General features: G+C 73.2%; 28 protein-coding genes. 10 read left to right on the forward strand and 18 right to left on the reverse strand.

The window, feature by feature from the left end; translation table 11 throughout:
• Positions 1 to 6: 6 nt before the first annotated feature.
• The 6 genes from ABD665_RS05880 to ABD665_RS05905 all read right to left on the reverse strand — a co-directional run bounded on the left by ABD665_RS05880 (position 7) and on the right by ABD665_RS05905 (position 4265).
• Positions 7 to 1041, reverse strand: coding sequence for a zinc-binding dehydrogenase (locus tag ABD665_RS05880; RefSeq protein WP_204911812.1), 1035 nt, complete (start codon positions 1039 to 1041; stop codon positions 7 to 9).
• Positions 1042 to 1087: 46 nt separating this feature from the next.
• The gene (locus ABD665_RS05885) at positions 1088 to 1414 is read right to left on the reverse strand and encodes a carboxymuconolactone decarboxylase family protein (RefSeq protein WP_204911811.1); all 327 of its coding nucleotides are present in this window, start codon (positions 1412 to 1414) and stop codon (positions 1088 to 1090) included.
• A 26-nt stretch (positions 1415 to 1440) separates the two neighbouring features.
• A complete protein-coding gene (locus tag ABD665_RS05890) occupies positions 1441 to 1848 on the reverse strand; it encodes a (R)-mandelonitrile lyase (RefSeq protein WP_204911810.1) in 408 nt (135 codons plus the stop codon).
• A gap of 175 nt (positions 1849 to 2023) precedes the next feature.
• Complete coding sequence (locus tag ABD665_RS05895) at positions 2024 to 3058, reverse strand: aldo/keto reductase (protein WP_204911809.1); 1035 nt, start codon at positions 3056 to 3058, stop codon at positions 2024 to 2026.
• Between the two features lie 76 nt (positions 3059 to 3134).
• Positions 3135 to 3719 carry a cyclophilin-like fold protein gene (locus ABD665_RS05900; protein ID WP_204911808.1) on the reverse strand — a complete coding sequence of 195 codons (585 nt, stop codon included), beginning with the start codon at positions 3717 to 3719 and terminating at the stop codon, positions 3135 to 3137.
• Positions 3720 to 3818: 99 nt separating this feature from the next.
• Positions 3819 to 4265 (reverse strand): MarR family transcriptional regulator, encoded by a 447-nt coding sequence (locus ABD665_RS05905; protein WP_204911807.1) that lies wholly within the window; start codon positions 4263 to 4265, stop codon positions 3819 to 3821.
• Positions 4266 to 4300: 35 nt separating this feature from the next.
• On the opposite strand from ABD665_RS05905, the gene ABD665_RS05910 reads away from it, so the two are divergent.
• Together ABD665_RS05910 and ABD665_RS05915 are read left to right on the forward strand one after the other, a co-directional pair.
• Complete coding sequence (locus ABD665_RS05910; RefSeq protein WP_204911806.1) at positions 4301 to 5113, forward strand: SDR family oxidoreductase; 813 nt, start codon at positions 4301 to 4303, stop codon at positions 5111 to 5113.
• A 63-nt stretch (positions 5114 to 5176) separates the two neighbouring features.
• The gene (locus ABD665_RS05915; protein WP_204911805.1) at positions 5177 to 6142 is read left to right on the forward strand and encodes a cyclase family protein; all 966 of its coding nucleotides are present in this window, start codon (positions 5177 to 5179) and stop codon (positions 6140 to 6142) included.
• A 44-nt stretch (positions 6143 to 6186) separates the two neighbouring features.
• Here ABD665_RS05915 and ABD665_RS05920 read toward each other — a convergent pair whose 3' ends face one another.
• The 6 genes from ABD665_RS05920 to ABD665_RS05945 all read right to left on the reverse strand — a co-directional run bounded on the left by ABD665_RS05920 (position 6187) and on the right by ABD665_RS05945 (position 12387).
• Positions 6187 to 6468, reverse strand: a complete 282-nt coding sequence (locus ABD665_RS05920; RefSeq protein WP_204911804.1) for a hypothetical protein — start codon at positions 6466 to 6468, stop codon at positions 6187 to 6189.
• Positions 6469 to 6627: 159 nt separating this feature from the next.
• Positions 6628 to 8136 carry an endonuclease/exonuclease/phosphatase family protein gene (locus ABD665_RS05925; protein ID WP_204911803.1) on the reverse strand — a complete coding sequence of 503 codons (1509 nt, stop codon included), beginning with the start codon at positions 8134 to 8136 and terminating at the stop codon, positions 6628 to 6630.
• A 312-nt stretch (positions 8137 to 8448) separates the two neighbouring features.
• Positions 8449 to 9186: an SDR family oxidoreductase gene (locus ABD665_RS05930; RefSeq protein ID WP_204911802.1), complete on the reverse strand. Its 738-nt coding sequence runs from the start codon at positions 9184 to 9186 to the stop codon at positions 8449 to 8451.
• 10 nt (positions 9187 to 9196) lie between these two features.
• On the reverse strand, positions 9197 to 9706 hold the full coding sequence (locus ABD665_RS05935) for a putative immunity protein (RefSeq protein ID WP_344741435.1): 510 nt from the start codon (positions 9704 to 9706) through the stop codon (positions 9197 to 9199).
• Between the two features lie 11 nt (positions 9707 to 9717).
• Positions 9718 to 11262, reverse strand: coding sequence for a glycosyltransferase (locus tag ABD665_RS05940; protein ID WP_204911800.1), 1545 nt, complete (start codon positions 11260 to 11262; stop codon positions 9718 to 9720).
• A 123-nt stretch (positions 11263 to 11385) separates the two neighbouring features.
• Positions 11386 to 12387, reverse strand: coding sequence for an alcohol dehydrogenase catalytic domain-containing protein (locus ABD665_RS05945; protein ID WP_204911799.1), 1002 nt, complete (start codon positions 12385 to 12387; stop codon positions 11386 to 11388).
• A gap of 159 nt (positions 12388 to 12546) precedes the next feature.
• Between ABD665_RS05945 and ABD665_RS05950 the strand changes: the two genes are divergently transcribed.
• Positions 12547 to 13299 (forward strand): UTRA domain-containing protein, encoded by a 753-nt coding sequence (locus tag ABD665_RS05950; protein WP_204911798.1) that lies wholly within the window; start codon positions 12547 to 12549, stop codon positions 13297 to 13299.
• Positions 13300 to 13330: 31 nt separating this feature from the next.
• Here ABD665_RS05950 and ABD665_RS05955 read toward each other — a convergent pair whose 3' ends face one another.
• From ABD665_RS05955 to ABD665_RS05970, 4 genes are read right to left on the reverse strand one after another with little or no spacing between them, the layout of a single operon-like run.
• Positions 13331 to 14665, reverse strand: a complete 1335-nt coding sequence (locus tag ABD665_RS05955) for an FGGY family carbohydrate kinase (protein WP_204911797.1) — start codon at positions 14663 to 14665, stop codon at positions 13331 to 13333.
• A gap of 48 nt (positions 14666 to 14713) precedes the next feature.
• Positions 14714 to 16135, reverse strand: coding sequence for an FGGY family carbohydrate kinase (locus ABD665_RS05960; RefSeq protein WP_204911796.1), 1422 nt, complete (start codon positions 16133 to 16135; stop codon positions 14714 to 14716).
• Positions 16136 to 16187: 52 nt separating this feature from the next.
• A complete protein-coding gene (locus ABD665_RS05965; protein WP_204911795.1) occupies positions 16188 to 17633 on the reverse strand; it encodes an FGGY family carbohydrate kinase in 1446 nt (481 codons plus the stop codon).
• A gap of 17 nt (positions 17634 to 17650) precedes the next feature.
• Complete coding sequence (locus tag ABD665_RS05970; protein ID WP_204911794.1) at positions 17651 to 18490, reverse strand: class II fructose-bisphosphate aldolase; 840 nt, start codon at positions 18488 to 18490, stop codon at positions 17651 to 17653.
• Between the two features lie 365 nt (positions 18491 to 18855).
• Between ABD665_RS05970 and ABD665_RS05975 the strand changes: the two genes are divergently transcribed.
• The 5 genes from ABD665_RS05975 to ABD665_RS05995 all read left to right on the forward strand — a co-directional run bounded on the left by ABD665_RS05975 (position 18856) and on the right by ABD665_RS05995 (position 23326).
• Positions 18856 to 20259 (forward strand): extracellular solute-binding protein, encoded by a 1404-nt coding sequence (locus tag ABD665_RS05975; RefSeq protein WP_204911793.1) that lies wholly within the window; start codon positions 18856 to 18858, stop codon positions 20257 to 20259.
• 77 nt (positions 20260 to 20336) lie between these two features.
• Positions 20337 to 21281 carry an ABC transporter permease subunit gene (locus ABD665_RS05980; RefSeq protein ID WP_204911792.1) on the forward strand — a complete coding sequence of 315 codons (945 nt, stop codon included), beginning with the start codon at positions 20337 to 20339 and terminating at the stop codon, positions 21279 to 21281.
• Positions 21278 to 22093: an ABC transporter permease subunit gene (locus tag ABD665_RS05985; RefSeq protein ID WP_204911791.1), complete on the forward strand. Its 816-nt coding sequence runs from the start codon at positions 21278 to 21280 to the stop codon at positions 22091 to 22093. Before ABD665_RS05980 ends, ABD665_RS05985 begins: the two co-directional genes overlap by 4 nt.
• Positions 22094 to 22167: 74 nt before the next feature.
• On the forward strand, positions 22168 to 22560 hold the full coding sequence (locus tag ABD665_RS05990) for a hypothetical protein (RefSeq protein ID WP_204911790.1): 393 nt from the start codon (positions 22168 to 22170) through the stop codon (positions 22558 to 22560).
• A 91-nt stretch (positions 22561 to 22651) separates the two neighbouring features.
• Positions 22652 to 23326 carry a DUF6766 family protein gene (locus ABD665_RS05995; protein ID WP_204911789.1) on the forward strand — a complete coding sequence of 225 codons (675 nt, stop codon included), beginning with the start codon at positions 22652 to 22654 and terminating at the stop codon, positions 23324 to 23326.
• Positions 23327 to 23374: 48 nt separating this feature from the next.
• On the opposite strand, the gene ABD665_RS06000 is transcribed toward ABD665_RS05995, so the two are convergent.
• Positions 23375 to 24145, reverse strand: coding sequence for an ANTAR domain-containing protein (locus tag ABD665_RS06000; RefSeq protein ID WP_204911788.1), 771 nt, complete (start codon positions 24143 to 24145; stop codon positions 23375 to 23377).
• Complete coding sequence (locus ABD665_RS06005) at positions 24142 to 24480, reverse strand: ANTAR domain-containing protein (RefSeq protein ID WP_204911787.1); 339 nt, start codon at positions 24478 to 24480, stop codon at positions 24142 to 24144. The genes ABD665_RS06000 and ABD665_RS06005 overlap by 4 nt, the downstream gene beginning before the upstream one ends.
• A gap of 381 nt (positions 24481 to 24861) precedes the next feature.
• On the opposite strand from ABD665_RS06005, the gene ABD665_RS06010 reads away from it, so the two are divergent.
• The gene (locus tag ABD665_RS06010; protein WP_204911786.1) at positions 24862 to 25104 is read left to right on the forward strand and encodes a hypothetical protein; all 243 of its coding nucleotides are present in this window, start codon (positions 24862 to 24864) and stop codon (positions 25102 to 25104) included.
• Between the two features lie 286 nt (positions 25105 to 25390).
• Entirely contained in the window at positions 25391 to 26044 is a 654-nt protein-coding gene (locus ABD665_RS06015; RefSeq protein ID WP_204911785.1) for an ANTAR domain-containing protein, read from the forward strand.
• Positions 26045 to 26047: the final 3 nt, after the last annotated feature.

Here is a 26047-nt window from a genome sequence, read left to right on the forward strand (position 1 = left end):
CCGAGGTCAGGGGCGGATGAGCACCTTGAGGGCCTCGCGGGAGTCCATCAGCCGGTAGGCCTCGGCGACGTCGTCGAGCGGGAGCTCGCGGTCGAAGACCCGGCCGGGGTCGATGCTCCCGTCGAGGACCCGCGGGATCGCCGCCTCAAGGTAGGCCCGTACGGTCGCCGGACCGCCGGTGAGCGTCGCGTTCTTGCCGAACAGCGACGCGAAGCCGACCGCCGCCTCCTCGTACTGCGGGACGCCGACGCGCGAGATGACGCCGCCGGGGCGGACGATCCCGTACGCCTGCTCGTACGCGGGCATGTGGCCGACCGCCTCGAGGACGACGTGCGAACCCTCGCCGCCGGTGAGCTCCATGACCTTCGCAACCCCCTCCTCGCCGCGCTCGGCGACCACGTGGGTCGCACCGAACTCCCGTCCGAGCTCGGTACGGGACTCGTGCCGGCCCATCAGGATGATCGTCTCGGCGCCGAGCTCCCTGCTGGCGAGGACGGCGGAGAGGCCCACGGCCCCGTCGCCGATCACCGTGACGGTCTTCCCGGGGCCGACCCGGCCCTGCCGTGCCGCGTGGTAGCCGGTCAGGTAAACGTCGGACAGGGTGAGCAGCGAGGGCATCAGCGCCTCGTCGGTCCCGTCGGGGATCGCGACCGCCGTTCCGTCCGCCTGGGGGACGACCAGCAGCTCGGCCTGCGTCGCCGACGGGGCGCCGTCGAAGAAGCCGCCGTGCACGCACGAGGTGGTGATCCCGTCGCGGCAGAAGGCGCAGGTGCCGTCCGACCAGGCGAACGGCACGATCACGGTGTCGCCGGCCTTCAGCGTGGTCACGTCCGCGCCGACCTCCTGGACGACTCCGATGGCCTCGTGGCCCATCCGCCGGCCCTCGGGCGTGTCCGGGAGGTCGTGGTACGGGTGCAGGTCCGAGCCGCACACGCAGGCGTACGTCACCCGGACCAGCGCGTCGGTCGGTGCGGTGATCGTCGGGTCGGGAACCTCTTGGACGCGGACGTCGCCGGCGCCGTACATCACGGTTGCTCTCATCAGCTCTGTTCTTCCTCGGTGCAGGTGGGGGTATGGACGGCGGGCGTCAGCCGGCGAAGACCTGCCGGGCCACGGTGATCGCGGTCATGGCCTTGGGCCAGCCGGCGTAGAACGCCAGGTGGGTGATCGCCTCGACGAGCTCGGTCTCGGTGACGCCGTTCTTGCGGGCGTGGTCGAGGTGGAAGCGGAGCTGGTCGGCGTCTCCCCCGGTCACGAGGGCCGCGACGGTGACGAGGCTGCGGTCCCGGGCGGCCAGCCCGGGCCGGTTCCAGACGTCCTCGAACAGGACGTCGTCGGTGAGCTCGGCCAGCTTGGGCGCGACGTCGCCGATCGCACGGCGGCCGCCGCCGACCTGGTGCGGCTGCTCGGGCACGGGTTCCGCTCCTCGGGTCGTCGGGGTCAACGCTGCTGCGCGGCGTCGTAGTCGGCGTCGGTGAGCGGCTCCAGCCAGGTGGTCGGGTCGGAGCCGTCGGGGTTGGTCTCGTAGAGCGCGAGGTGGCTCATGAACGTGTCGGCGGTGGCTCCGTGCCAGTGCTCCTCGCCGGGCGGGCAGAGGACGGTGTCGCCGGCCCGCACCCGGACCAGCGAGCCGTCCCGGGTGCCCACGAGGCCGACACCCTCGCTCACGTGCAGCGTCTGGCCGACGTCGTGCCGGTGCCAGTGCGTCCGGGCGCCGGGGGTGAAGCGGACCAGGGCCGCGTTCATCCGGGACGGCGCGGTGCCGTTGAGGACCGGGGTCATCCAGACGTCACCGACGAACATCGAGGACGGCATCTGCACGGTGGGTCGGGGGTGCTGCAGCTCCATGGCTCCGACCGTAGGACGGGCCCGCCCGACCTGGGAGACCCTGCCGGTACACCCCTCGCCAGGCCCTCGCCCTGAGATCCGACCACTCGATGGCGCGAGCGAGCGTCCGGCACGCTCGACCGCCCGCCTCTGCGCGATCGAGTGAGCGGATCTCAGGGCGAGGGCGCGCAGCGCGTCAGCCTGCGGGGTCGGGAACGACCGCGGTCTCCCCCGGACCGTCCCCGGCGCGGTGGTGGAAGGCGGGGGGTTCGTCGGCCAGGGCGGTCAGGGCGTCGAGCTGCTCCGGCTCGAGCCGGACGTCCGCGGCGGTCGCGTTCGCGGTCAGCTCGTCGACCGTCTCGGCGCCGACGATCACCGACGCCACCGCCGGGCGGGCCAGGAGCCAGGCCAGCGAGACCTGGTAGGGCGCGAGGCCCCAGTCCCGGCTGAGCCGGTCCACCTCGCGGGCGAGGGCGATCTCGGCGGCGCCGAAGCCGGCGGCCCCGAACCGCTGGTCCCCCGAGACCTCACGGTCGAGCACGCCGAGGTCCGCGAGCAACCCGCCGTGGAGCGGGGCGTACGGGACGATCGACAGCCCGAACCGGGTGCAGGCCGGCGCGAGCTCGCGCTCCGCGGCGCGGTCGACGAGGTTGTACTTCACCTGTGCGGCGACCGGCGCCTGGAGGCGGCGGTCGTCGGCGGTCCACAGCGCCTGGACGACCTGCCACGCGGGGTGGTTGGACAGGCCGACGTAACGGACCTTGCCCTGCCGGACCAGGTCGTCGTACGCGGCCAGCGTCTGCTCGATCGGGGTGTCGGGGTCCGGGTCGTGGGCGTAGTGGAGGTCGATGTGGTCGGTCTCGAGCCGGCGCAGGCTGGCCTCCACCTGCCGGACGATGTGCCGACGAGAGAGCCCGCGGTCGTTCACGTCGAGCCCCACGACACCGTTGGCCTTGGTCGCCACCACCATCTGCTCACGACGGCCGCGCAGGGCGCGCCCCAGGATGCGCTCGGCGGGCTCGCGCTCTGCCGCCGGCGGCGCACCGGGCCGGTCGAAGACGGGCATGTTGCCGTACACGTCCGCGGTGTCGACGAAGTTGATCCCGAGGTCGACGGCGGCCCCGACCAGCCGGTCGGCGTCCTGCGCGCTCGGGGCGACACCGAACGTGGCGGTCCCCAGACAGATCCGGGAGACCCGGACGCCGGTCGGGCCGAGGAGCGAGTACTGCATCAACCGATCCTTTCCCTCTGCCAGACCATGCCTGGCTCCCACGTTCCTCCGGGTGCACGAGTGCGTCCACCCTCGCTCAGGCGAGTTCGACCCGGGCCTGGAACCCGTCGGCCTCGTCGGCCAGGTCGGCGATGCTCGTGCTGAACCGCCCGATCCGGACGATGCCGGCGTAGTAGCCCATGTCGCCGTAGTAGAGGACGAGGTCGCGGCCGGGGGCGTAGTAGCCGATCTCGCCGACCTCCGGGTCGGAGCCGCGCGGCGCACCGTCGATGGTCAGGGCCCGTGGCAGCGGACCCGTCTTCTCGATCCCGTGCAGGTCGTCGAAGGTGACCGTGAGCGGCAGCTGGTCGACCAGGTCCCGGGCCGTCGGGTTGTCGTCGAGCTCGCCCGCGTACGCCCGGTCCCCCACCACGACGCGGATCGGCGTGACGCCGGCCGCCGGCGGCTCGGCGGACGACGACGCGGACGACGGCGTGGACGACGAGGGCGGCGTGGACGAGGAGGGCGACGCGCTCGGGGCCGGGGAGGACGCCCCGCCCCCGCCGTCCGTCGAGCACGCGGTCGCGGCCGTGAGCGCAGCCAGGGCCACGAGCAGGCTGGGTCGCCGCACCCGGAGTGCGCGGGCACGGGCGAGGTCGGCGACGCGGCGCATCAGGTTCATCGGTCTCCTGGGGCTGGTCCGGAGACCCAGCCAACGGGAGCCGGCGGCGTCGAGGAAGACCCTGGGGAGGGGTGTACCCGCGGGACACCCCACCCGACCTCAGGCGGGCTGGGCCGGGTGCGCGTCCAGGACCTTGTCGAGCAGCGTCCGGAGCTGCTCGCGCTCGTCGGCCTCGAGCGGGGCCAGCAGCTCGCCCTGCACCTCGGTGGCGAGGTGCTCGAGCTCGGCGAGGCGCGCGGAACCCGCGTCCGTCGGCGTCAGCAGCAGCCGCCGCCGGTCACCGGCGTCCGGCGAGCGGTGCACGAGGCCGTCGCGCTCGAGCCGGGTCACGATCCCGTTCACGTTCGCCCGGTCGAGCCCGAGGCGCCGCCCGAGGTCGGCCTGGCTCAGCGCACCGAACTCAGTCAGCGCGGCCAGGATCGCGAAGTCGGACCGGGCCTCCAGGGGCATCCGGGTCGCCGTGAGCCGCGCGCCGATCGTCGCCACCCGGCCGGCCTGCCAGCTGGCCAGCGACCTCAACCTCGTCGGAGCGCCTGCGTCGTCCACCGTGTCTTCCAGTCTGTTGGTATGACCAACATCTCGTGTTACGTTGTCGGGACCAACGACTTTCGGAAGGTCCACCTCATGCCCGACACATCCTGGCCCCTCTCGCCCACCTCGCTCGCCGGACGCCGCGTCCTCGTCCCGGTGGGACGGGCGCGGTCGGCGAGGGGATCGTCCGCGCCCACCTCGCCGCCGGGGCGGAGGTCGTCGTCCCGACCCGGTCGGCGGAGCGCCAGGCCGAGTTCCGGAACCTCCTCGGCCCGGTCGCGACGGAGCACCTGCACCTGCCGCACCACGACTACACGAGCTTCGCGGGCGCGGAGGCGCTCGCCGCCACGATGGTCGAGATGCGCGGGGGCATCGACGCCGTCGTCGCCCCGATCGGCGGCTGGTGGGCCGGTCGCGCGCTCACCGAGGTCGACGAGGACGACTGGGACGCGGCCTTCGTCCGGCTCGCCACGACCCACCTGGCCGTCGCGCGCGCCGCCCTGCCCCGGCTCGGCGACGACGGGACCTACACGGTCGTCGTCGGGCAGTCCGCGCGCTGGCCGGTCCCCGGCAGCGGGCTGGTCAGCATGGAGCAGGCCGCGGTGCTGATGATGCAGCGAGTGCTGGCCGCCGAGGTCGGGGCGCGCGTCCGCGTGCACGCCCTGGTGCTCGGCCCCGTCCGTACGCGGCACGTCGCGGGCGAGCCGGGCTGGGTCGGTGCCGACGAGGTGGGTGCCGTCGCCGCCGCCCTGACGGCCGGGGCCCTCGCGCAGAGCGGCGAGGTCACGCTCGACGACGCCGACGACGCCCGGCGGTTCCTCGCGGAGCAGGGCACCCTCGCCGGCGCCGGACGCCCCCGGTGAGAATCTGGGACCGCCGGACCCGGGACGGGACCGGGACCACGACCGACGAAAGGGTCGCGCACCATGCCGCCACCGCGGACCATCTCGGAGCTGCTGGGCCCTGACGCCCCCTCGAACTGGGGCCGCTGGGGCGACGACGACGAGGTCGGCAGCCTCAACTACCTGACCCCGGCCGAGGCGCTACGCGGCGCGGCGGCGATCCGGACGGGCCAGAGCTTCACGCTGCAGGTGCCCATCGGCTCCCCGGACGTGGCGGCCGACCCGGTCTTCCCGGGCCGGTCCTCGGCCGTCCGGACGTCCGTGGCCGACGAGGGGCACTTCCTCCGCGGCGAGATCGAGGAGCCGGCCGACGGCCACCACTGGGCCGACGACACGATCGAGATGTACCTGCAGGGCTCGACGCAGTACGACGCGCTCGGCCACCTCTGGTACGACGGGAAGATCTGGAACGGCTACGACGCGGCCACCACCATCGGCAGCCTGGAGAAGGCCTCGGTCGCCGCCATCGGCCGGCGCGGGGTGGTCGGGCACGGCGTGCTGATCGACATGGCCCGGCACCGCGGGGTCCCGACCCTGCGGCCGGGTGACACGTTCACCCACCACGACCTGCTCGCGGCCGCCGCGGCGCAGGGCACGACGATCAGCGATCGCGACGTCCTGGTCGTCCGCACCGGGCGGATGGGCGAGTTCTACCGCTCGAGCCTCGAGGACTTCTACGCCGACTTCGACGAGCCGGGGCTGACCTACAGCCGCGAGCTGGTCGAGTGGTTCCAGCGGATGGAGATCCCCAACCTCGTCACCGACCTGATCGCCAACGAGGCCACCTACCACCCGGGGACGCGGCTCGAGCTGCCCCTGCACTGCGCCCTGATGCGGAACCTGGGCGTCGCGTTCACCGAGGTCTGCTGGCTGGACGACCTGGCCGACGCCTGCGCGGCGGACGGGCGGTGGACGTTCCTCTACACGGCCGCGCCGCTGGTGGTCGTCGGTGCGAGCGGGTCCCCGGTCAACCCGGTGGTGATCCGCTAGCCCGGCCGCGCGGCGTCCTGCGTCGACCCCCGGAGCGGAGGGCCTCAGCCGTAGCGGTGGTTCTTCTCGGGATGGTTCGCCTCGCGCGTGCACTCCCGGCCGTTCATCGACCTGTGGCCGCAGCGGGCCTCCGTCGGCGCGGCCTCGGCCTTCTCGACCGGGGCCTTCGCGACCCGGGCCTTCGCCGGCTTCGTGGCCGGCTGAGAGGCCGTCGGTGCCTCCGCTCCCCCGGCGGCCGCAGCCGCCTCCCGGCGGGTCGGCCCGCTCGCGTTGTTCCGGGCGTACTTGGCTTCGCGCATCGCCCGCTGGGCGTCGACCTTGCTCATCGTCGGCTCACCCGGGGAGCCTACGACGCCCCGGCGGGCCCGGGCCTGCTCGCCCGCGACCCGCTCGACCCGGCCCCCGGACGACCCGTCGCCCGAGACGCCCCACCGCTCGGACGAGCGGCTCGACGGGGGTCCCGGGCGACGGAGCGGGCCTCAGGGTCAGCTGGTCTTCGGCAGCACGACCGAGGCGCGGATGAGGTTGTGGTCGGACGGGATGGTCCCGACGAACTGGCCGGTCTCGTCCATGTCGACCACCGTCTCCCACTCGGGCACCTTGATCGTCGGCGAGACGAAGATGTAGTCGATGTAGGAGCCGTTGATCCAGGTCTTGTGCGTGTTCACGACCCGGTTGAAGTCGTTGAAGCTGTCGACCCAGGTGTTGATCCGCTTGACCACCGTGGCCCCGGGCGTCGTCTTCGTCGTCCCGGCCGCGCCGCCGAGCGGGTCGACCAGGCCACCCTTGACGAGGACGTCGTACGGGGCGTTGGTCGGGCTGTAGCTGTGGGCGAAGCGGCTCGAGTTCAGGTCGCCCACGAACATCACGGGCAGCCGGCCGGGGTTGTGGTCGGCGACGGCGGCGAGGGCGACCTCGGTCTGCTCGCGGCGCAGGTCGTAGAACGCGGTCTCGCCGGCCTTGTCCTTGGTGGGCTCGAGGTGGGTCGAGGCGAACATGAAGCGGTTGCCCGTCGAGCGCTGCCGCAGCTGGGCCCAGGCGACGTACCGCGCGTTGTCGGTCGGGTCGACGAACGGGAGCTTCTTCGACCCCTGGTCGAGCAGCTCGACCCGCGACGCGTCGAAGATGATCTTCGTGTCCTGGGACGCGCCCTGGTCCTTGTAGACGCAGTTGCTCGGGGTCGTCGACTTCACGCAGTTGTTGCGGTTGACGTTCGTCAGCTTCCACGAGCCGCCGAGCCGGTTGGTCAGGTCCTCGAACTGCGAGAGCGAGATGCTCTTGCCGTTCGCGTCCTTCAGCCAGCCCTGGCCCGCCTCCTGCAGGCCGACGACGTCGAGGTGCTGGCCCTTGATCGTGGCCACGACGGCGTCACGGCGCTGCTCCCACGTGCCCTCGTTCGGGACCCCGGAGAAGCAGTTCGCGCACTTGATGTTGTAGCTGGCGACCCGGAGCGGCTCGCCGACGGCCGGGGACGGCGTCGGGCTCGGGCTCGGGCTCGGGGTCGGGGTCGGCGACGCGGTAGGGCTCGGGCTGGCCGTCGCGCTCGGCGTGGGGCTCGGGCCCGGCGTCGGCTCCGACGAGGACACCGGGTCCTTCTTCGGGGTCTTGATCTTGAGGGCCGAGGAGTACTTGGACAGGTTGTGCCCGTCCTCGTCGATGACCCGCACCTTGACGTAGTAGGTCTTGCCCTTGGTCAGCTTCGTCAGCGTGGTGGTGGTGGCCTCCTCGCGCACGTACTTGGCCTTCGTCATCTTCTTCGACGTCGAGTACTGCACCCGGTAGTTCGTCGCCCCCGACACGGCCTTCCACTTCACGACGAGCGTCGTCGTGGTCGCGGTCCCGACCTTCGGCGCGGACGGCGTGCGCAGCGCGTACGCCTCCGCCCGCAGCGGGGCCGCGCCGAGCAGCGTCACGGCGAGCAGGGCGACGACCAGGGCCACGCGGGCCCAGGTGGTGGCGCTGCGGGTGACGGGACGGGCGGTGAGGTGGGGCACGAGCGCCTCCTGGGTCCGGGTCGGGGCAGGCCGGAGCGACCCGGGGCCGACCGGTGTGCGGTGAGAGGGGGCGCAGCGGGGGGTCTGCGCTGACCGTCGGGCCTGCTCGACGTGAGCAGCCGTTCGAGGGGTTCATCGCTGCGGCGCAGCGGCACGTATCAGGGCAGACCTAAGAACACACCGTGATTAAGGTTCAGGTCCTTCAGCGTGTGAGGTCGCCGGCCCGTCCGGCGGCGTCGTCACGGCCCGTACGAGCGGGCGGGTGCGTGCGGAGGTCCAGCGGGTCGAGCCGGCTCAGCGAGCCGAGCAGGTTCAGAGGACGTGGCCGCCGTTGACGGTCAGCGTCTGGCCGGTGACGAACGCGGCCTCGTCGGAGAGCAGGTAGGCCACCGCCCCGGCGACGTCCGCCGGCACGCCCATGCGGCCGAGCGGGACCTGCTGCTCGTACGCGCTGGTGTCGGACCCGGCGTGCCGCTCGACGGGGATCCACCCGGGGTTCACCGCGTTGACCGTCACGCGGTCGGGCCCGAGCTCCTTGGCCCAGAGCTTCACGAGGCCGAGCTGCGCGCTCTTGGCCGCGACGTAGGCCGACGTGCCGGGCAGGTTCCGGTCGACCGTGTCGGAGCCGATCAGCACCAGGCGTCCGCCGCCGGCGGCCCGCATCGCGGGCAGCGTCGCCTGGACCAGCAGGGTCGGGCTGAGCACGAAGAACTCGAGCTGGTCGAGGTAGTCGCGCCACGTCAGCTCGACCAGGGGCGCCGTCGGCTGCGGGCCGGTCGCGTTGGCCACCACGGCGGTCACCGAACCGAGCTCCGCCCCCGCGGCCGCCACGAGCCGCGTCACCTCCGCCTCGTCGGTGACGTCACCGCCCACCGCGGCCGCCTGCCCGCCGCCGGCCCGGATCTCGTCGACCACGGCGGCGGCACCCGCGGCGTCCGAGCGGTAGCTCACCGCGACCGCCCACCCCCCGGCGCCGAGCCGGCGCGCGACGGCCGCCCCCAGCCCTCGGGACGCACCGCTGACGAGGCAGACCGGACGCTGATCGCTCATGCCCGTGAGCCTAGGACGACGGGTCGGTGAAGACCGACCAGCACAGCGCGTTGCGCAGCCGCTGGTCGTCGAGCACGAGCTCTCGGACCTCCGCGGGCAGCCGGTCGCGCTGCCAGGTGCACTCGAGCCGACCCGCGGCCTCGGCCTCCTCCGCATGCGCGGCGGCACGGACGGCCTTGATCGCGTACGCCGCCGCGCCCAGCTCGTGGGCGGCGACGTGGGCCACGACCCCCGCCTGACCGGCCGCGAAGGCTGCGTGGCGCGCGGCCCCGCGGAGGTCGCGCGCGGCCGCCATCGCGTGCCCGCCGGCGGAACGGGACACGGTCATCGAGACCTCCCCCGCCGCCCAGGCCCGGACCTGCACGAGCGCCGTACGGGGACGGTCGTCGTCGGGCCGCACGGCCTCGAAGAGCGTCAGGACGTCCTCGGCGCAGGTCGCCGCCCAGCGCGCGAGCGCGTGATGGTGCTCGTCGGTCAGGGTGCCGCCCCGCCGGAGCGTGACCAGCCGTGGGTCACGCACCGGCGAGAGGATCACGTCTCGCTCGACGCCTGCGCGGGTGCGGTCCGGCGACGCCCGGACCCAGCGGGCTCGGGGCGGTAGCCGCGCGGCAGCGCGGTGGCGAGCCGGCGCAGGCGCCGGACGGTCCGGGCCCGCAGGCGGTCGCGCAGCCGGGGCTTCCGGGTGGCCTTCGCGCGCGGGGGAGCCGTCAGGACGTCGCACCAGGCCTGCTCGAAGTCGGCCGCCCGGTGCCGCTCGACGATCTCCCCGGCCCGGCGACCCATCTCCACCACGCGAGCGGGGTCGGAGACGAGCGAGACGATCGCGTCCGCCAGCGCGGCCGGCTCGTGCCGGGCGACGAGGAGCCCGTCCACGCCGTCCTCGATCAGGTCCCGCGGCCCGTAGCGGATGTCGTACGCGACCGCCGGCGTGCCCCGGCTCATGCTCTCGGTCACCACGCGGGGCGACCCCTCGAAGGTCGAGGTCAGCAGCACGCACGCAGCCCGCGCCTGCGCCTGGCCCACGGCCAGCGAGTAGCCCATCAGCCGGACCGAACCGCCCAGCCCCAGCTCGTCGACCAGGCCCTGCAGGCGGTCCTGCAGCGGGCCCTGGCCGTAGATCTCCAGCCGGGCGTGGGGCACCGACCGGACCACCAGCGCGAAGGCCCGGATCGCGTGGTCGATGCGCTTGCGCTCGATCAGCTGCGAGACCAGCACCACCAGCGAGGGGTCCTTCTCGACCGCCTCCTGCCGCGGGTCACGGCCCGGGTAGCGGATCGCGCTCAGCGGCGCCGTCGGGACCTCCTCGCGCAGCTCGGTCAGCTGCTGCTGGGTCTGGCACACGATCTGGTCGACCTGGTCGGCGTGCTCGAACAGGGGACGGAAGCTCGGCCGCATGCCGCTCGAGCGGTCGTCCGGGTCGCGGTAGTGGCAGTTGTGCAGCGACGCGACCTTCTTGTAGGCCTTGCGCGAGGCCAGCAGCACCGGGTCGTTGCTCCCCCGCTTGAGCGAGAACAGGACCGGCCGGGGCAGGTCCGCGATCTCCTCGTCCACCCAGTCGCTGACGATCCGGATCCAGTCCACCCGGTTGCCCGCGGGATCCACCGCGCGCTCCTCCTGCTTGGTGCCGCGCCCGGGGAACGTGGTGAGGAACGGCGCGCCGGCGGCGTCGAAGTAGCGGAACCGGAACGGCAGCCGCTCGCCGGGGCGGAAGTCGGCGAGCCGGAAGGGCTCACGTCCCTTCAGCCGCTGGGCCCGCGTGACGACGTCGTCCTCGCCCGGGACCGCGTACGCCTCCAGCGGCGGCACGCCGAGCCGCTTGGTCCACGCGCTGTGGGCGAAGAAGTTGCGCACCTTGACCCGCGGGTGCAGGCTGCCGCGCTCCTTGAGCTCCGTCGGCACCGAGTACCAGTTCGGGGTGAAGCCCGTCGTCAGCAGGAAGACCCTGTCCCACCGCTTCGCGTAGAGGGTCGCGCGCTCCTGGACCGAACGCTGCAGACCACCGCCCTGGGCGAACAGCTCAGGGAACAGCAGGCAGGGCGTCTCTTCGGTCCGCAGGACCAGGGGGTCGCTCGACATGAGCGTATTTTTCCTGAGAACACCTGAACTCTCCGCAGGCTAGGTCGGCGTGTCCGGAAACGGTTGTGGGGAAGAAAGCTCCCGGCCCGACGCGCACCTTGAAGGTGTGAGCTCGTCCAAGGGTCAGGCCACGACCTGGACCTTGATCTGGCCGGGGCTGGTCGCCGCCGCGAGCGCCTGCGCGTAGTCCTCGAGGGTGAAGGTGGCCGTGACCAGGCTGACGAGCGCGTCCTGGAGGTCGACCATGCGCTCGGCCGCCTCGGGGTACTTCTCCGCCAGCGAGTTCGAGCCGATGACGCTGAGCTCCTTCGCGAACACCTCGTACGGGCTGAGCGCGACCGCGGCCGTCGGCGAGGCGACGCCCATCTGGACGAGCCGACCGCGCGGGCCCAGCGCCCCCAGGGCCGCCGTGATCGCCGCGGGGTGCCCGCTCGCGTCGATAACGAGGTCGTACACCTGGCGGTCGAGCTCCTCGACGGAGCCGACCGCCTGGACCGCCCCGAGGTCGAGCGCCGCGGCGCGCCGGGCCGCGTCGGGCTCGACGACCCGGATCCCGGCGCTCCCCTCGGCGCGGCCCAGGACGACGGCCATGAGCCCGATCGACCCGGCGCCGAAGACGACGACCTCCTCGTCGGTCCAGCCCGGTGCCCGCTCGAGCGCGTGCAGCACGCAGGCGAACGGCTCGATCAGTGGCGCCGCGCGGTGCGCGACGGACGTCGAGAGCGCGGTCACGATGCGGCTCGGGACGGCGACGAGCTCCGCGCAGGAACCGTCGACGGCGATGCCCACGGGGCGCAGGTCCACGCAGAGGTTGGTGGCACCGCGCCTGCACCACGTGCACCGGGTGCAGCTGATGTTCGGGTTCACGCCCACGTAGTCACCCTCGGCGAGCCCGACGACGCCCGGCCCGACCTCGGTGACGTGGCCCGCGAACTCGTGGCCCGGCACGACGGGGAACCGGCCGTGCGGGTAGTCGCCGGCCACGAGGTGGAGGTCGGTGCCGCAGACGCCGGTGCCGACCGGCGCGATGACGACCCACCCCTCCTCGGCGCGGGGCACGGGCAGCTCGCGGAGGTGGACGCCGCCGCGGCCGTCCGCCTGCACAGCTCGCATGGTGGTGGGCACGTACGGGTACCGTCCTGTCGGTCGCCGGGTCCCGCTGCGGGGTCACGGGACCCGTGGGGAGGCCGCCCAACCTAGTCTTGGGCGGTCCGATCTGTCTAGACTGTACGGACAAGACGAACGGCGACCGGTCTCCGGTCCGTGGTGGCCCAGGAGGCGACGGTGTCGGAGACGATCGACAGGACCTCTCCGGTCCCCTACTACGAGCAGCTCTTCGACATCCTCAAGAGCCGCATCGTCAGCGGCGACATCCCCGTCGACGAGCGGCTGCCCAGCGAGCTGGAGCTGAGCCGGGACTTCCGCCTCTCCCGCGCGACGGTGCGGCAGACGATGTCGCGGCTCGAGTCCGACGGGTTCGCCCGGCGGGTGCCCCGACGCGGCGTGTTCGCCGCGACGCCGGGCGCCCCCTCGGGCTGGCTGGTGCAGGACACCGAGGGCTTCCTCGAGTCGCAGATCCGGCACGGACGGACCGGCATCCAGACCACCGTCGTGGACGCCGGCTTCCGGGTGCCGCCGCTGCACGTCTCCGAGGCGCTGGGGCTGGCGGCCGACGAGAAGGTCTTCACCCTCGACCGGGCCCGCTCGCTCGAGGGCCGGCCGGCCCTGTTCAGCACCAACTGGTTCCCGAGCGGCAGCGGCGCCGTGATCGCCGCGGCCCAGGACGTGCTGGACGGCACCGGGTCGGTCAACGTCACCCTGCGTTCGGCCGGCTTCGTGATCCAGGGCGCCCGCCGCGTCATCCACGCGACGCACGCTCCCCAGGACGTCGCCCGGCACCTCGACATCGAGCCGGGCGAGCCCGTGCTCCGCATCCGGTCGCTGTCGTGGGACCAGAACGAGCGGCGCTTCGACTACTACCAGACGTGGGTGCTGACCGACACCGTGCCGCTCGAGGTCAACATCGTCGCCAGCTGATCGACGTCGCCGGCCGGGCGACAGCCTCCGCTCAGGCGGTCCCAGGCTCTCCGAGCGCGACGGCCGGGTCCGGGTCCCAGCCGACGGCGAGGGCGGCCAGGCAGGCCGCGCCCACCGCGGTGACCTCCGGCTCGACGAGCGCGTCCGATCGGTGGCGGTTCACGGCCTGCTTGATCTCCATCCAGCCCGGCGAGCGCGACCAGCCGCCCGCCGCCCGCACCCGGGGAGGCCCGCCGACGTCGCCCGACACGGCGTCGACCGCCGTACGACCGGCGCAGGCGAGGGCGCCGAGCACGGCGGACGCCCGGGCGTACGGGGCCCGCGGCGCGTCGACCCGGTACGACGGGGGCCGACCACCGCGTCCGCCGGGGCGGAAGTAGCCGGACTCCAGCACGGGCTCGGGACGCGCGGTCCCCTCCACCAGGGCGGTCATCCAGCGGGCGACGTCGGGGTCCTGCGCCGCCCACGCCGCGTTCCGGGCGAGCTCGACCACGCGCAGCACGGTCGTCCCCGTCGACCGGATCCCGGGCGCGACGTCCACGTCGGGGTGGACGAGCGGCGGCGGCAGCCGCGACTGGGCGACCACGACCTCCGCGGTCCCCATCGAGTCGAGCACGCTCCCGGGCAGCAACCGGTCGACCGCCCACCCGCCCACGGGGTGGTCGTGCCCGCCGGCGACGACGACCGCTCCGTCGGCGACCGCACCGGCCGCCCGCAGCCGGGACGAGCGGAGCCGCCCGACGACGTCGCCCGCGGGCAGCACCGCGGGCAGCAGGTCCACGGGACCGAGGGACGCCGCGACCCGGCCGGGGGCCCACGTCCGGCTGGACGCCCGCCAGGCGCCGGTGCGGGACGCGAGCGTGTCGCTCAGGAACGGCCGCCCCGTCCAGCGCACGGCGACCAGGTCGGCGACCGCGACCCAGGCCACCCCCGCCTCGGCACCGGGCTGCTCGCGGGCCCAGGCCCAGCCCACCATCGTCCGGGCGGCGTCGTCCGCGGCGTCGAAGGCCTGGTCGTCGTCGAGCCGGGCGCGGAGCGTGCGCACGACGCCCTGCCGGCGCGGGTCGAACCACGACAGGGCGGACGACAGCGGGACCAGGTCGGCGTCGAGGAGCATCCCGTCCTCCCCCATGCCGACCGTGCAGACGGCGTGGACCTCGTGGACGTCGCCGCAGACCTTCAGCACGAGACGCTCGACGAGGTCGACGAGCGCGAGGGACTCGACCGAGAGCCCCGAGGTGTCGCGCGGCGTCGGGCTGCTCGCCCGGGCGAGGACCCGTCCGTCCCGGTCGAGGACGACGACCTTGACGTTGGTGCTGCCGACGTCGACGCCGCAGGCCACGGGAGTTCGCCGAGCGTCAGCCATCCGCCCAGCCTCCTCGTTCCCGGAGAGCGGTGCCCGCCCTTCCCGTGCTCAGCCGTCGTAGCCGGACGCCGCCATCGCGGCCTTGTGCTGCTCGCCGATCTGCTTCTCGAGCGGCACGACGGGCAGATCCTCCACGACGACGGGCCAGGTGGGGAACGCGCCCTCCAGCGCCCCGGCCGCCTGCATCGCCGCCCCGCGGGTGACGTACTCGTCGGACTGCGGCACCGCGACGGGCAGGTCGACCATCTGGGTGAGGACGGTCCGCACCGCCGGGCTCGCGGCCGCCCCACCGATGAGGAGCAGCCGGACGGGCGCAAGGCCGCAGGCGTCCAGCGCCTCGAGCATGGTCACCTGGCTCGCGACCGTGCCCTCGACGACCGCCCGCGCGAAGTTGCTCCGGGTGAGGCTGGAGAGCGAGGCGTTGTGCAGCGAGGCCCGGGCGTGCGGGAGGTCGGGGGTGCGCTCACCCTCGAAGAAGGGCAGCAGCGTGAGGCCGTCGGCACCCGGACGGGCCTGCAGGGCGAGCTCGGAGAGCTCCTCGTGGCTGCACCCGAGCAGCGTGGCCCCCGCGTTGAAGTTGCGCGCCGCGTTGAGGGTGGCGACCAGCGGCAGGTGGTGCCCGGTCGCGTCGGCGTAGCTGCAGACGTAACCGCCGAGGTCGTGGACCGGCGCGGCCGAGCGGGTGTAGACCACGCCGGACGTGCCGAGCGACATCACCGCGTCCCCGTCGTCGAGCCCGAGCGCGAGAGCGGCGGCCGCGTTGTCCCCGCCCCCGACGCCGATCGGGAGGCCGGCGGGGACGCCAGGGATCCCCGACCCGGTGACGCCGGCCCGGTCGAGCGGACCGAGCACCGCGGGGAGCAGGCAGGACCGGCCGAAGGCGTGCACGAAGAGGTCGGTGCAGTACTCGCCCGTGTCCGGCGACCAGTACGCGGTCCCGCTGGCCTCCGACCGGTCGGTCGTGAGCAGCCCGACACCGCCGGAACCCGGGCCGTGCCCCCGCAGCCGCCAGGTCAACCAGTCGTGGACCACGCCCACGGCGGCGGTCCGGCTCGCTGCGGCCGGATCGGTGTCGCGCAGCCAGCGCACCTTCGCCGCCGTGTCGGACAGCGTGAGCGGCAGCCCGGTCCGCAGGATCCACTCCGACCGGCCCAGCTCGGCGTTGAGCGCCACCATGTGCGGGTGGGACCCGGTGTCGTTCCACAGCGGGGACGGGCACACCACGGCACCGTCCGCGTCGAGGAAGACCGGGGTGTGCTGCTGGCCGCTGACGGAGAGCGCCGCCACGTCGTCGAGCCCGCCGGCCCGGCGCACGGCCGTGAGCAGCGCGTCCCACCACGCCTCCGGGTCGACCACCGTCTCCGTCGGGTGCGGTGCCGTGCCGTGCCGGACCTGCGCACCGGTGGCCAGGTCGCGCACGGTCACCTTGCAGCTCTGGGTGGAGGAGTCGATGCCGGCGACGAGGGTCACGGTCGCCGCCCTCCCCGTGCGGCGCGGCGCGCACGGGTGCTCACGCCGGCGCTCATGCGGGGGTCGCCTTCAGGTGCTCCCAACGAGGCCGCACCGCGTCCCGCCACTCGGCCAGCCGGGCGTGGCGCCGGGGGTCGACGTCGACGTCGCGGGGCTCCGTCTGCTCCCAGCTCCCGGTCGTCCCGCTCGCCAGGGCCTGCGCGCCGCGGGACACGACTTCGGGGAACCGCGAGGCGCTCAGCGGGGTGCCCAGCAGATCGGCCTTGAGCTGCAGCCAGAGCGGGTTGCCGCTCGCCGGCCCGATGACCTTGACCCGCCGCGCAGCGCTCGGGAAGAGCTCCAGCACGTCGCTCTGCTGCAGCACCAGGCCCAGGAAGCAGCCGAGCACGAGCTCCTCGGCCGTCGTGCCCGACCCCAGGCCGGAGACGAGGCCGCGGGCCGTCGGGTCCTTGCGCGGGGGCGGGCTCCCGCGGAACTGCGGCAGCACCAGAGGAGCCGCCTCGAGGTCGAGCTCGTCACGCACGTAGCGGGCGTGCAGGTCGAGGACGTACGCCGACAGCCGGTCCGCGTCGAGCCCCAGCAGCCCCTGCAGGGTCGCGAAGGCGGAACCGCCGGTGGGGATGGAGGCGAAGAGCGTCCAGCCCGGCCCTGCGCACGCGAGCCCGTTCGCGAGCCGGGTGCGTTCGGTCCGCTCGTCCAGGCTCGGCGCGTCCTGCAGGAGCAGCAGGCCCTCCGTGGTCCCCGTGGAGTTGAGCAGCTCCCCGGGACCGAGGTCCGCACCGGCCGCCCCGACCATGTGGTCGTGGCCCGCGACGTGGACGAGCACGTCCGGACCGAGCCCCACGACCTGTGCGAAGTCCGCGGTGACCGGTCGGCCCTCGGACGCCGCCCGAAGCGGGGGGAAGACGCCGACGTCCAGCCCGACCATCGCGCAGACCTCCGGGGACCACGTCCGCGTCGAGAGGTCGAGCGCCATCGTGCGGCTCGCCAGGGAGGGCTCGGCCCACCGCTCGCCGGTCATCAGGGCGGCCAGGTGCTCGCTCACGTTGAGCCAGAGCGCGCCGTCGGCGTCGACGGCCCGTTCGACCGCCCAGGCCACCTTCGAGAGCGCGTAGTTCCCGCTCACCGGCAGACCGGTCACCCGGTAGACGCGGCGGCGCTGCTCGGGGGTCAGCCGGGCCAGGCGGTCGAGGCCGCGCTGGTCGTGCCACAGGATCATCGGTGACGCGAGGCTGGTGTCGGCGCGGACCAGGCCGCCGGACTCCCCAACCCCGGTCAGGGCGATCCGCGCGACCTCGGCGCGCCGGTCGGGCGGCAGGCCCTGCACGAAGGTCGTGACGCACGCCAGGACCTCGGGCAGGTCGTACACCTCCCCGACCTCGTCCGGCACGGTCGGCGTCGGTCGGCGGGCCGAGGCGAGCAGCTCCCCGTCCGCGCCGAAGAGGCACAGCTTGACGCTCGTCGTCCCGACGTCGACCGTGATGGTGGAGAGCACCACGGCGCCCACTCCCCCCGCTACTTCGCCGACGGGTTGAACATCCGGATCCGCCGCTCGACGACGTCGGCGACCGCGGCCACCGCGTGCGTGGAGACGCGGATCAGCGAGACCTCGTCGGGGTTGGCCACCCAGGCCTCGCCGAACGTCCTGATCATGGCGTTGCGCAGGTCGCTCGCGACGTTGACCTTGACCACGCCGAACTCGTGGAGCCGCGCGAGCTGCTCGGCCGGCAGGCCGGACCCGCCGTGGATCACCAGCGGCACGGGGCTCTCGCGCCGCACCTCCTCGAGCCGGGCGAAGTCGATCCGCGCGTCCGGGGCGTGGCCGTGCACGTTGCCCACGGAGACGGCGAGCATGTCGCACCCGACGGCGTCGACGAAGGCGGCCACCTGGGCCGGGTCCGTGGCGTCCGCCAGGTCGGCACCCACCTCGTCCTCCTTGCCGCCGATGCTGCCGAGCTCGGCCTCCAGGGCGATGTCCGGGCCGCACAGCTCCCGCGCCCGCGCCGAGGTGGCGACGTTCTCCTCGTACGGCTCCTCGGAGGCGTCGATCATGATCGAGGTGAAGCGCGCCGCCAGCGCGTCCTCCACCGCCCGGATCGACTTCCCGTGGTCGAGGTGGAGGGCGACGGGCACCTCGCAGTCGGCCAGGCGCCGCGACACGAGGTCGTGGATGTACTCGAACCCGGACAGCACCGCGTTGGTCGGGGCGCACTGGATGAAGGTCGGGACGCCGACGCGCTCGACCGCCCGGACGATGCCCATCGTCGTCTCGAGGTTCGTGGTGTTGAAGGCGCCCGCGACGAGGTTGCGCGAGGTGCACTCGGCGATGACGGCGTGCCCGCTGACCAGTGGCATGTGCCGGTCCTTTCGTGGCCCCGGCGGTCCCGGGCCTGGTGGCGCTGGCGCCCGTGACGAGCGCCAGGAGGTGAAGTGTCCGCGTCTCCCGCCGCCGGCGACGCACGGGTGGGCCTGCTCGGCGCACGGTGTGACGATGCCCGCTCCTAGCTGGTACGGACAGACCGTACTTGGAACATCGGGCCCCTGACAACCGCACGCCGGACGACCCGACCCCTGCGGTCGTGCGGCGACCGTGCGTACGCCTCCTGCGTCACGAGCTGGTGGTTGACAGCCGCACGGACCGTCCAGATACTTCTACCTGTCCGACCAGTATGGCTTGTACGTACAGTTTGCCTCCGGGCACAGGGAACAGGGGTCCAACGATGCGCTTTCCACTTCCACGACGCCGGGCGACCCGGCTGACCGCGACGCTCGCGGCGGCCGCGGTCGCGGTGGTGCCGCTCGCCGCCTGCACGACAGACGGCAGCGGGGGCACCGGCGGCGGACCGGCCGGCAGCGGCGGGGACGTGACCATCAACGTCGCGCTCGCCGCGAACCCGCAGATGAAGACCGCCGAGTCGCTGATCAGCGACTTCGAGGCCAAGAACCCGGGCATCAAGGTCAAGTTCACGACCCTGCCGGAGAACGACCTGCGCCCCGCCGTCACCAAGGACGTCGCGACCAACGCCGGGCAGTTCGACGTCGCGATGGTCGGCGCGTACGAGGTGCCGATCTGGGCGCAGAAGGGGTGGCTCGTCCCGCTCGACGACTACGTCGCGAAGGACACCGCCTGGGACGCCGCGGACCTGACGACCCCGATCAAGGACGTGGTGTCGGGCCAGGACGGCAAGCTCTACGGAGCCCCGTTCTACGGCTCGTCGTCCTTCCTCTTCTACCGCAAGGACCTGGCCAAGAAGGCCGGCGTGACCATCCCGGAGACCCCGACCTGGGACGAGGTGCAGGCCGCCGCGGCGAAGATGGACGACAAGGCGGACGGCGTCTCCGGGCTGTGCCTGCGCGGGCTGCCCGGCTGGGGCCAGAACCTGGCCGCGGTCACGACCGTGATCAACACCTACGGCGGCCGCTGGTTCGACGAGAGCTGGAACCCGCAGCTGACCAGCCCGGAGACGGAGCGGGCCGTGCAGATGTACGTCGACTCGCTGCGCAAGTACGGGCAGGCCGACGCGGCGAAGGACGGCTGGGAGGGCTGCCTGCAGCAGATGAGTCAGGGCAAGACCGCCATGTGGTACGACGACACCGTCTTCGCGGGCTCGGTCATCGACCAGGCCACGCCCGAGGTGAAGGACAACCTCGGCTTCGCGATGGCGCCGACCGGGCCGAGCGGCAAGCCGTCCGGCTGGCTGTGGTCGTGGGGCCTCGGCATCACCAAGTCGTCCAAGAACGCGGACGCGTCGTGGAAGTTCATCTCCTGGGTGACGAGCAAGGACTACATCAAGCTCGCCGGCGAGAAGGCGGGCTGGGACTCCATCCCGCCGGGGTCGCGGAAGTCGACCTACGAGATCCCCGAGTACAAGAAGGCCGCCGCGAGCTACGCCGACCTGACCCTGCGGTCGATCAACGAGGCGACGCCCAAGGCGCCGACGGTCCAGCCGGTCCCCTACACCGGCGTGCAGTACGTGCAGATCCCCGAGTTCGTGGACATCGGCGACTACACCTCCCAGCAGGTCGCGGGCGCCATCGCCGGCACCCAGACCGTGCAGGAAGCGCTCCAGAAGAGCCAGGACTACACGACCAAGGCGGTCAAGACCGCCGGCCTCCTCAAGTAGCCCACCGGCCCCGCGGAGCCGCCCGGTCGTCCCGGGCGGCTCCGCCCCCGTCCTCACCCTGAAGGACCACCACCGTCATGACTGCCACCCTCGAGACCGCTCCCGGGCAGGTCATCGCACCTCCGAAGCCGCCGCCGGCCACGAGCGCGGCCCAGCGCTGGCGCCTGCGCGGACCGCTCCTGCCCGCCCTGGTCTTCACCCTCGCCCTGACCCAGATCCCGTTCCTGATGACGCTGTTCTTCAGCGTCCGGCGCTGGAACCTGCTGTCCGGCGGTGACCAGGGCTTCAGCTGGGGACGCAACTACCTCGACACCTTCACCGACCCGATCTTCTGGAAGTCGATCCTCAACACGGTCCTGATCACCGGGGTGTCGACGGTCCTCTGCATCGGCCTGGGGCTGCTGCTGGCCCTCGCGCTCAACCACAGCTTCCCCGGACGCGGGCTGGCCCGCACGTTGGCCATCACGCCGTTCTTCGCGATGCCCGTCGCGGTGACCCTGTTCTGGCGCAGCGCGATGTTCGACCCCACCTTCGGCCTCTTCGGCTTCCTCAGCCGCTCGGTCGGGCTGCCGTCCGTCTCCTGGCTGAGCGACTACCCGCTCCTCGCCCTGGTCGTCCTGCTGACCTGGCGCTTCACGCCGTTCGGTCTGCTGATCATGCTCGCCGGGCTGCAGGGCGCTCCGCAGGACCAGCTCGAGGCCGCCCAGGTCGACGGCGCGGGGCCGCTGCGGCGCTTCCGCTTCATCACGGTGCCCCACCTGCGCCCGTTCATCGAGCTGGCGGCGCTGCTGCTGGCGATGAACCTCATCCAGACGTTCGGCGAGATCGCCCTGCTCAGCGCGGGTGGGCCGGCCTACGCCACCACGAACATCACCTACTACATCTACCTGAAAGCGTTCAACGCCTTCGACTTCGGCTTCGCCTCGGCCCTGGGCGTCGTCGCCCTCGTGCTGACGATCGCCCTGGTCTCCCCGGCGCTGCGGCTGCTCTCGGGCATCTTCCAGGCGGAGGGACGCCGATGAGGTCGAACGTGCTCACGAAGGGCGGCATCGCCGTCGGCGGCTGGGTCGGCAGCCTCGTGCTCTTCTTCCCGATCTTCTACATGGTGATCAAGAGCCTGCAGGACGAGACGACGGCGGCCAGCCCGACCCCGACGTTCTTCTTCCGCCCGACCCTCGACAACTACGTCGAGGCGGTCGAGGCGGGGATCGGCCCGTACGTCGTGAACTCGCTGGTCGTCGTCGTGGTCTCCACGCTCGTCGTCCTCGCGCTCGCCGTGCCCGCCGCGTACGCCCTGTCGGTCCGGCCCGTCGCCAAGGCCCAGGACGTCCTCTTCTTCTTCATCTCGACCAAGATGATGCCGATCGCCGCGGGCATCATCCCGATCTACATCGTGGCCAGCGCGCTCGGGCTCCTGAACACCATCACCATCCTCGTGCTCATGCACATCGGGATGAACCTGCCGCTGGGCATCTGGATGATCCGGTCGTTCATGCAGGAGATCCCGGGCGAGGTCCTGGAGGCCGCGTCGGTCGACGGGTCGGCCGGGTGGCGGACGATGCGGTCGATCATCCTGCCGCTGATCCGGCCTGGGCTCGCCTCGACCGCCCTGCTCTGCGCGGTCTTCTCCTGGAACGAGTACTTCTTCGCCGTGAACCTGACCACGTCGAAGTCGACCCTCCCGCTCTTCCTGCAGAAGTTCCTCAGCTTCGGCGAGCTCTACACCGCGCACGTCGCCGCCATCGCGACGCTCGTCAGCCTGCCGGTGATCATCGCGGGCTGGGCGGCGCAGAAGTCCCTGGTCCGCGGCCTGCTGTTCGGCGCCGTCAAGTGACCACCGCCGGTTGACCTGACTCGCCGTGCCCCGACCTGGGTAGGACCTCCCGAAACGGGGAGGCAGGAGGCGGCATGGGCAGGTGGTCAAAGGCGGCGACGGGCGTCGTCCCGGTGCTGGTGCTGCTCGGGTGCGGGTCGAGCGAGGAGCCCGCCGTGCTGTCCGCGGCGACGGCGTTCCAGCGGGCGGTGGCCGCGCAGGACAGCCCCGCGGCCTGCGCCCTGCTGTCCGACGAGGCGCGGGAGCGGCTGGAGGCGGCGGCCGCCCGCCCGTGCGCCGAGGCGCTGCTCGCGCTCGACCTGCCGGGCGACGCCGTCCGGTCCACCGAGGTCTGGGGCGGGGAGGCGCAGGTCCGGCTGTCGAGCCAGGTGATCTTCCTCGCCGAGCTCGGCGACGGGTGGCGCGTCACCGGCGCGGGATGCACGCCCCGCCCGGACCAGCCGTACGCCTGCCGGGTCAGGGCGTGAGCCGTGCGCACCGTGTTCTGGGGGACGTTGATCTTCATCGCGGTCGGTCTGGCGTACATGATCACCATCGGGCTGCTGCAGCGGTGACGCGATGAGGACCTTCCTGCGCGAGAACGCGCTGACCCTGTTCTTCGGGGGGCTCCTGCTGCTCGCGCTCGTCGGGCAGTCGGTCGCCGGACTGGCGCAGCACAACGGCCAGCAGGTCGCCGACGGGCAGGAGGCGATCAGCTACGCGCAGTACCTGCTGTCGTCCGACTTCGCCACCGACGTCGCCGAGAACTGGCAGTCGGAGTTCCTGCAGTTCTTCCTCTACGTCCTCGCCACGGTCTGGTTCGTGCAGAAGGGGTCGAGCGAGTCGAAGAAACCGGGGCACGGCGGGCGCGGGACCGACGAGGAGCAGCGGGTCGGGGTCCACGCCGGTCCCCGCTCCCCCGCCTGGGCTCGCGCGGGTGGGTGGCGCCTGCGGGTCTGCTCGAGCTCGCTGGGCCTGACGATGGGGACGATCTTCCTGCTCTGCTGGCTCGCCCAGTCCGTCGCCGGCCGCGCCTCCTACAACGCCGAGCAGCTGAGCGCGTACGAGGACCCGGTGAGCTGGGCGGGCTACGTCACCTCGGCCGACTTCTGGAGCCGCACGCTGCAGAACTGGCAGTCCGAGTTCCTCGCGGTGGCGGCGATGGCCGCGCTCTCGATCTTCCTGCGCCAGCGGGGGTCGCCGGAGTCCAAGCCCGTCGGCGCACCGCACGACGCGACCGGCGACGACGCCTAGGTCGGGAGCGCGCAGGTCCACGACGGGGCCGGTCCCCGGGACCGGGCCTCAGTCGGTGAGCTCGGTCAGGGAGAGGCGGCCGTCGACGATGTCGGCGGCGAGGTCGTCGAGGCTGCGGGACCGGCTGTAGGCGTACGCGCGGAGCAGGCTGAGCGCGTCGCGCCGGCGGCCCCCGCGGGTCGCCACGACCATCCCGATCGCGACCCACACCTCGTGGCGCCGGCCCGCGGCCTCGCGGTACCACGCGGGCTGGCTCTCCCCGTCCTCGCCGACCTCCTGCACGCAGCCGCTGAGCAGGGCGGCGACGGGGTCGCGGACCTGGTCGACCTCGGCCAGGTCCAGCCGCTCGCGCAGCCGGTCACCGACCGAGTAGAGGTCGAGCGCCGCGAAGATGCCGCCGCCCGGCGCCCGCAGCGGGATGGCGGCGACGGCCCGGTAGGGCGTGGTTCCCACGAGCTCCTCGGCGTAGAGCGGCCAGCGCACCTCCAGGTCCGCGCGGTCCGCGACGAGCTCGGCCTGCGCCTCTGCGGCGTCGAGGCACGGGCCCTCGCCGAGCGTCGACTGCAGCTCCTCGGCCTGGGCCGCCTCGTCGCTGCTCGCCCCCAGGGGCAGCCGGAGCACGTTGACCATCATCGAGAGCCCCGCGGCGTCGACGGGCAGGACCCGTACGGCGGCCCGGGCGAGGGCGGCCGGCGTCACCCGGCCCGCGCCCACCTCCTGCCCGACGGCGAGCAGGAACCGCGCGGTCGCGCCGGACCCCGCGCCCTGCTGCTCGTCGGAGGTGGAGCGGTCGCCCGTCGGGGGCGAGGAGGTGCTCATCGGCCACCCTTCCTGTCGGTCGGTCCGCTGCCCGTGCCCCTACCCGACCGGGGCGGGGTCGAGACCTCGACCGCCGGAGGCGGCTCCTGCAGGACCCGCCGGACCTGGTCGCAGGGCGACGGGGCGTCGGGCGGGGCCGCCCCCACCGAGGTGCTCGCCGCGGCGACCACCAGGCCTGCGAGGTCGCGGAGCTTGAGGTTGCGGGCCGAGGAGACCCGGTCGAGCACGGCGAAGGCCGCCGTCGGGTCGCAGCCGTAGCAGCCCATGAGGATGCCCTTGGCCTGCTCGATCAAGGGCATCGTCGCCGCCAGCGAGCGGACGTGGTCCGGGTCCATGGCGTCCAGCTGACGGCGCCGCTCGGCCTCGCTGAGGCGGTCCCAGAGGCGCGAAGCCGGCGCCGCACCCGCGGGCGGTCGGTCGACGGGTGCGGAGGAGGTCGGGCCCTGGGCGGTGCCGGGGACAGAGCCGGGGCCGGACCGGTCGTCAGGACCGACCGGGGGGAGGTGAGGTGACACGAGAGGAGCTCCACGAAGGTTCGCGCGGACGGACGGCAGGCTTGCGCCTGCGGCTTCTCCCAGCCGCCGGAAAGTCTAGGCAGGCCGACGGTCCCTTCAAGCCCGTGCGACGTGCGACACGCCCGCGTCATCGGGAGGCGGTCGGGTATGCCCCACCAGCAGCGCGTCGACCGGACGCGCGACCACGGAGGGAGACCGTCGATGGCGACAGGCGAAACCGGGTTCGACGACGTGACGTTCGACCTGATCTCGTTGCAGTACCACTCGCTGAAGGCCGGGCACGACTACGGCCAGTACGTCCGCGACGCGCGCAACGCGGGCCAGGACGACATCGCCTCGTTCTTCGAGAAGGTCATGGCGCAGGACTCCGAGCGGGCCCAGCAGTGCCACGACTTCCTGGCCCGGCTCGGCGGCACCGACAACACGTCCCCGCAGGGCGCCTGAGGACGCGACGGGCCGGGCCCCGTGCGCGGCCCGGCCCGTCCGGCCCTGTCGCCGGGAGCCCGCCCCAGGCGTTTGCCCGGACGCCGGACGGCTAAGAGAGGGCGCGCCGACGGTCTTCCGGGTGCGCCTGCCCCGCCGGCCGTCCCCCGTGGGGCCGAGGCCACGACCCCGTCGCGCACGGGGTCGGACAGGAGGAGCAGTGCAGGACGAGATGCCGGGTTCGCACCTCGCGGACGTGTTCGCGCGGGTGCAGTCGTTGATGTTGGCGGTGGGAAGTCTGACCTCTTTGCTGAACGAGCTGGTACACACCGCCGCGAGCGTCGTGCCGGACACCTCGTGCGGGATCACCGTCCAGCGCGAGGGCGAGGCCACGACCGTCGCCTCGAGCGACGACCGCGCCCGCTCCATCGACGAGACCCAGTACTCCATGAGCGAGGGACCGTGCCTGCACTCCCTGCACACCGGCGAGCTCGTGGCGATGGACGACCTCGACACGGAGACCCGATGGCCGGGCTACGTCGAGCGCGCCCGTCGGCAGGGGCTGCGGTCCTCGCTGAGCCTCCCGCTGACCCTCGGCGCGGGGCCGTTCGGGGCGATGAACCTCTACTCGTTCGCCGCGCCGCACAGCTTCACCCCCGAGCGCCGGCGTGAGCTGGAGCTCGTCGCGGCCCAGGCGGCCGGTGCGCTCCGGCTCGCGGACCAGCGCCTCCACGACGACGAGGTGCGCGGCCACCTCGAGCAGGCCCTCGACTCACGGGGCGTGATCGACCAGGCGCTCGGCATCATCATGGCCCAGCAGCGCTGCACGTCGACCGTGGCGTTCGACCTGCTCCGCCGTCAGTCCCAGTCGACGCATCGGCGGCTGCGGGAGGTCGCGATCGACCTGATCGTGCACGTCACCGGTGAGGCGCCGCAGGCGGGCAAGCGCTTCGAGGCCTGAGCC

This window comes from Microlunatus spumicola (genome assembly GCF_039536445.1).
GTDB lineage: Bacteria > Actinomycetota > Actinomycetes > Propionibacteriales > Propionibacteriaceae > Microlunatus > Microlunatus spumicola.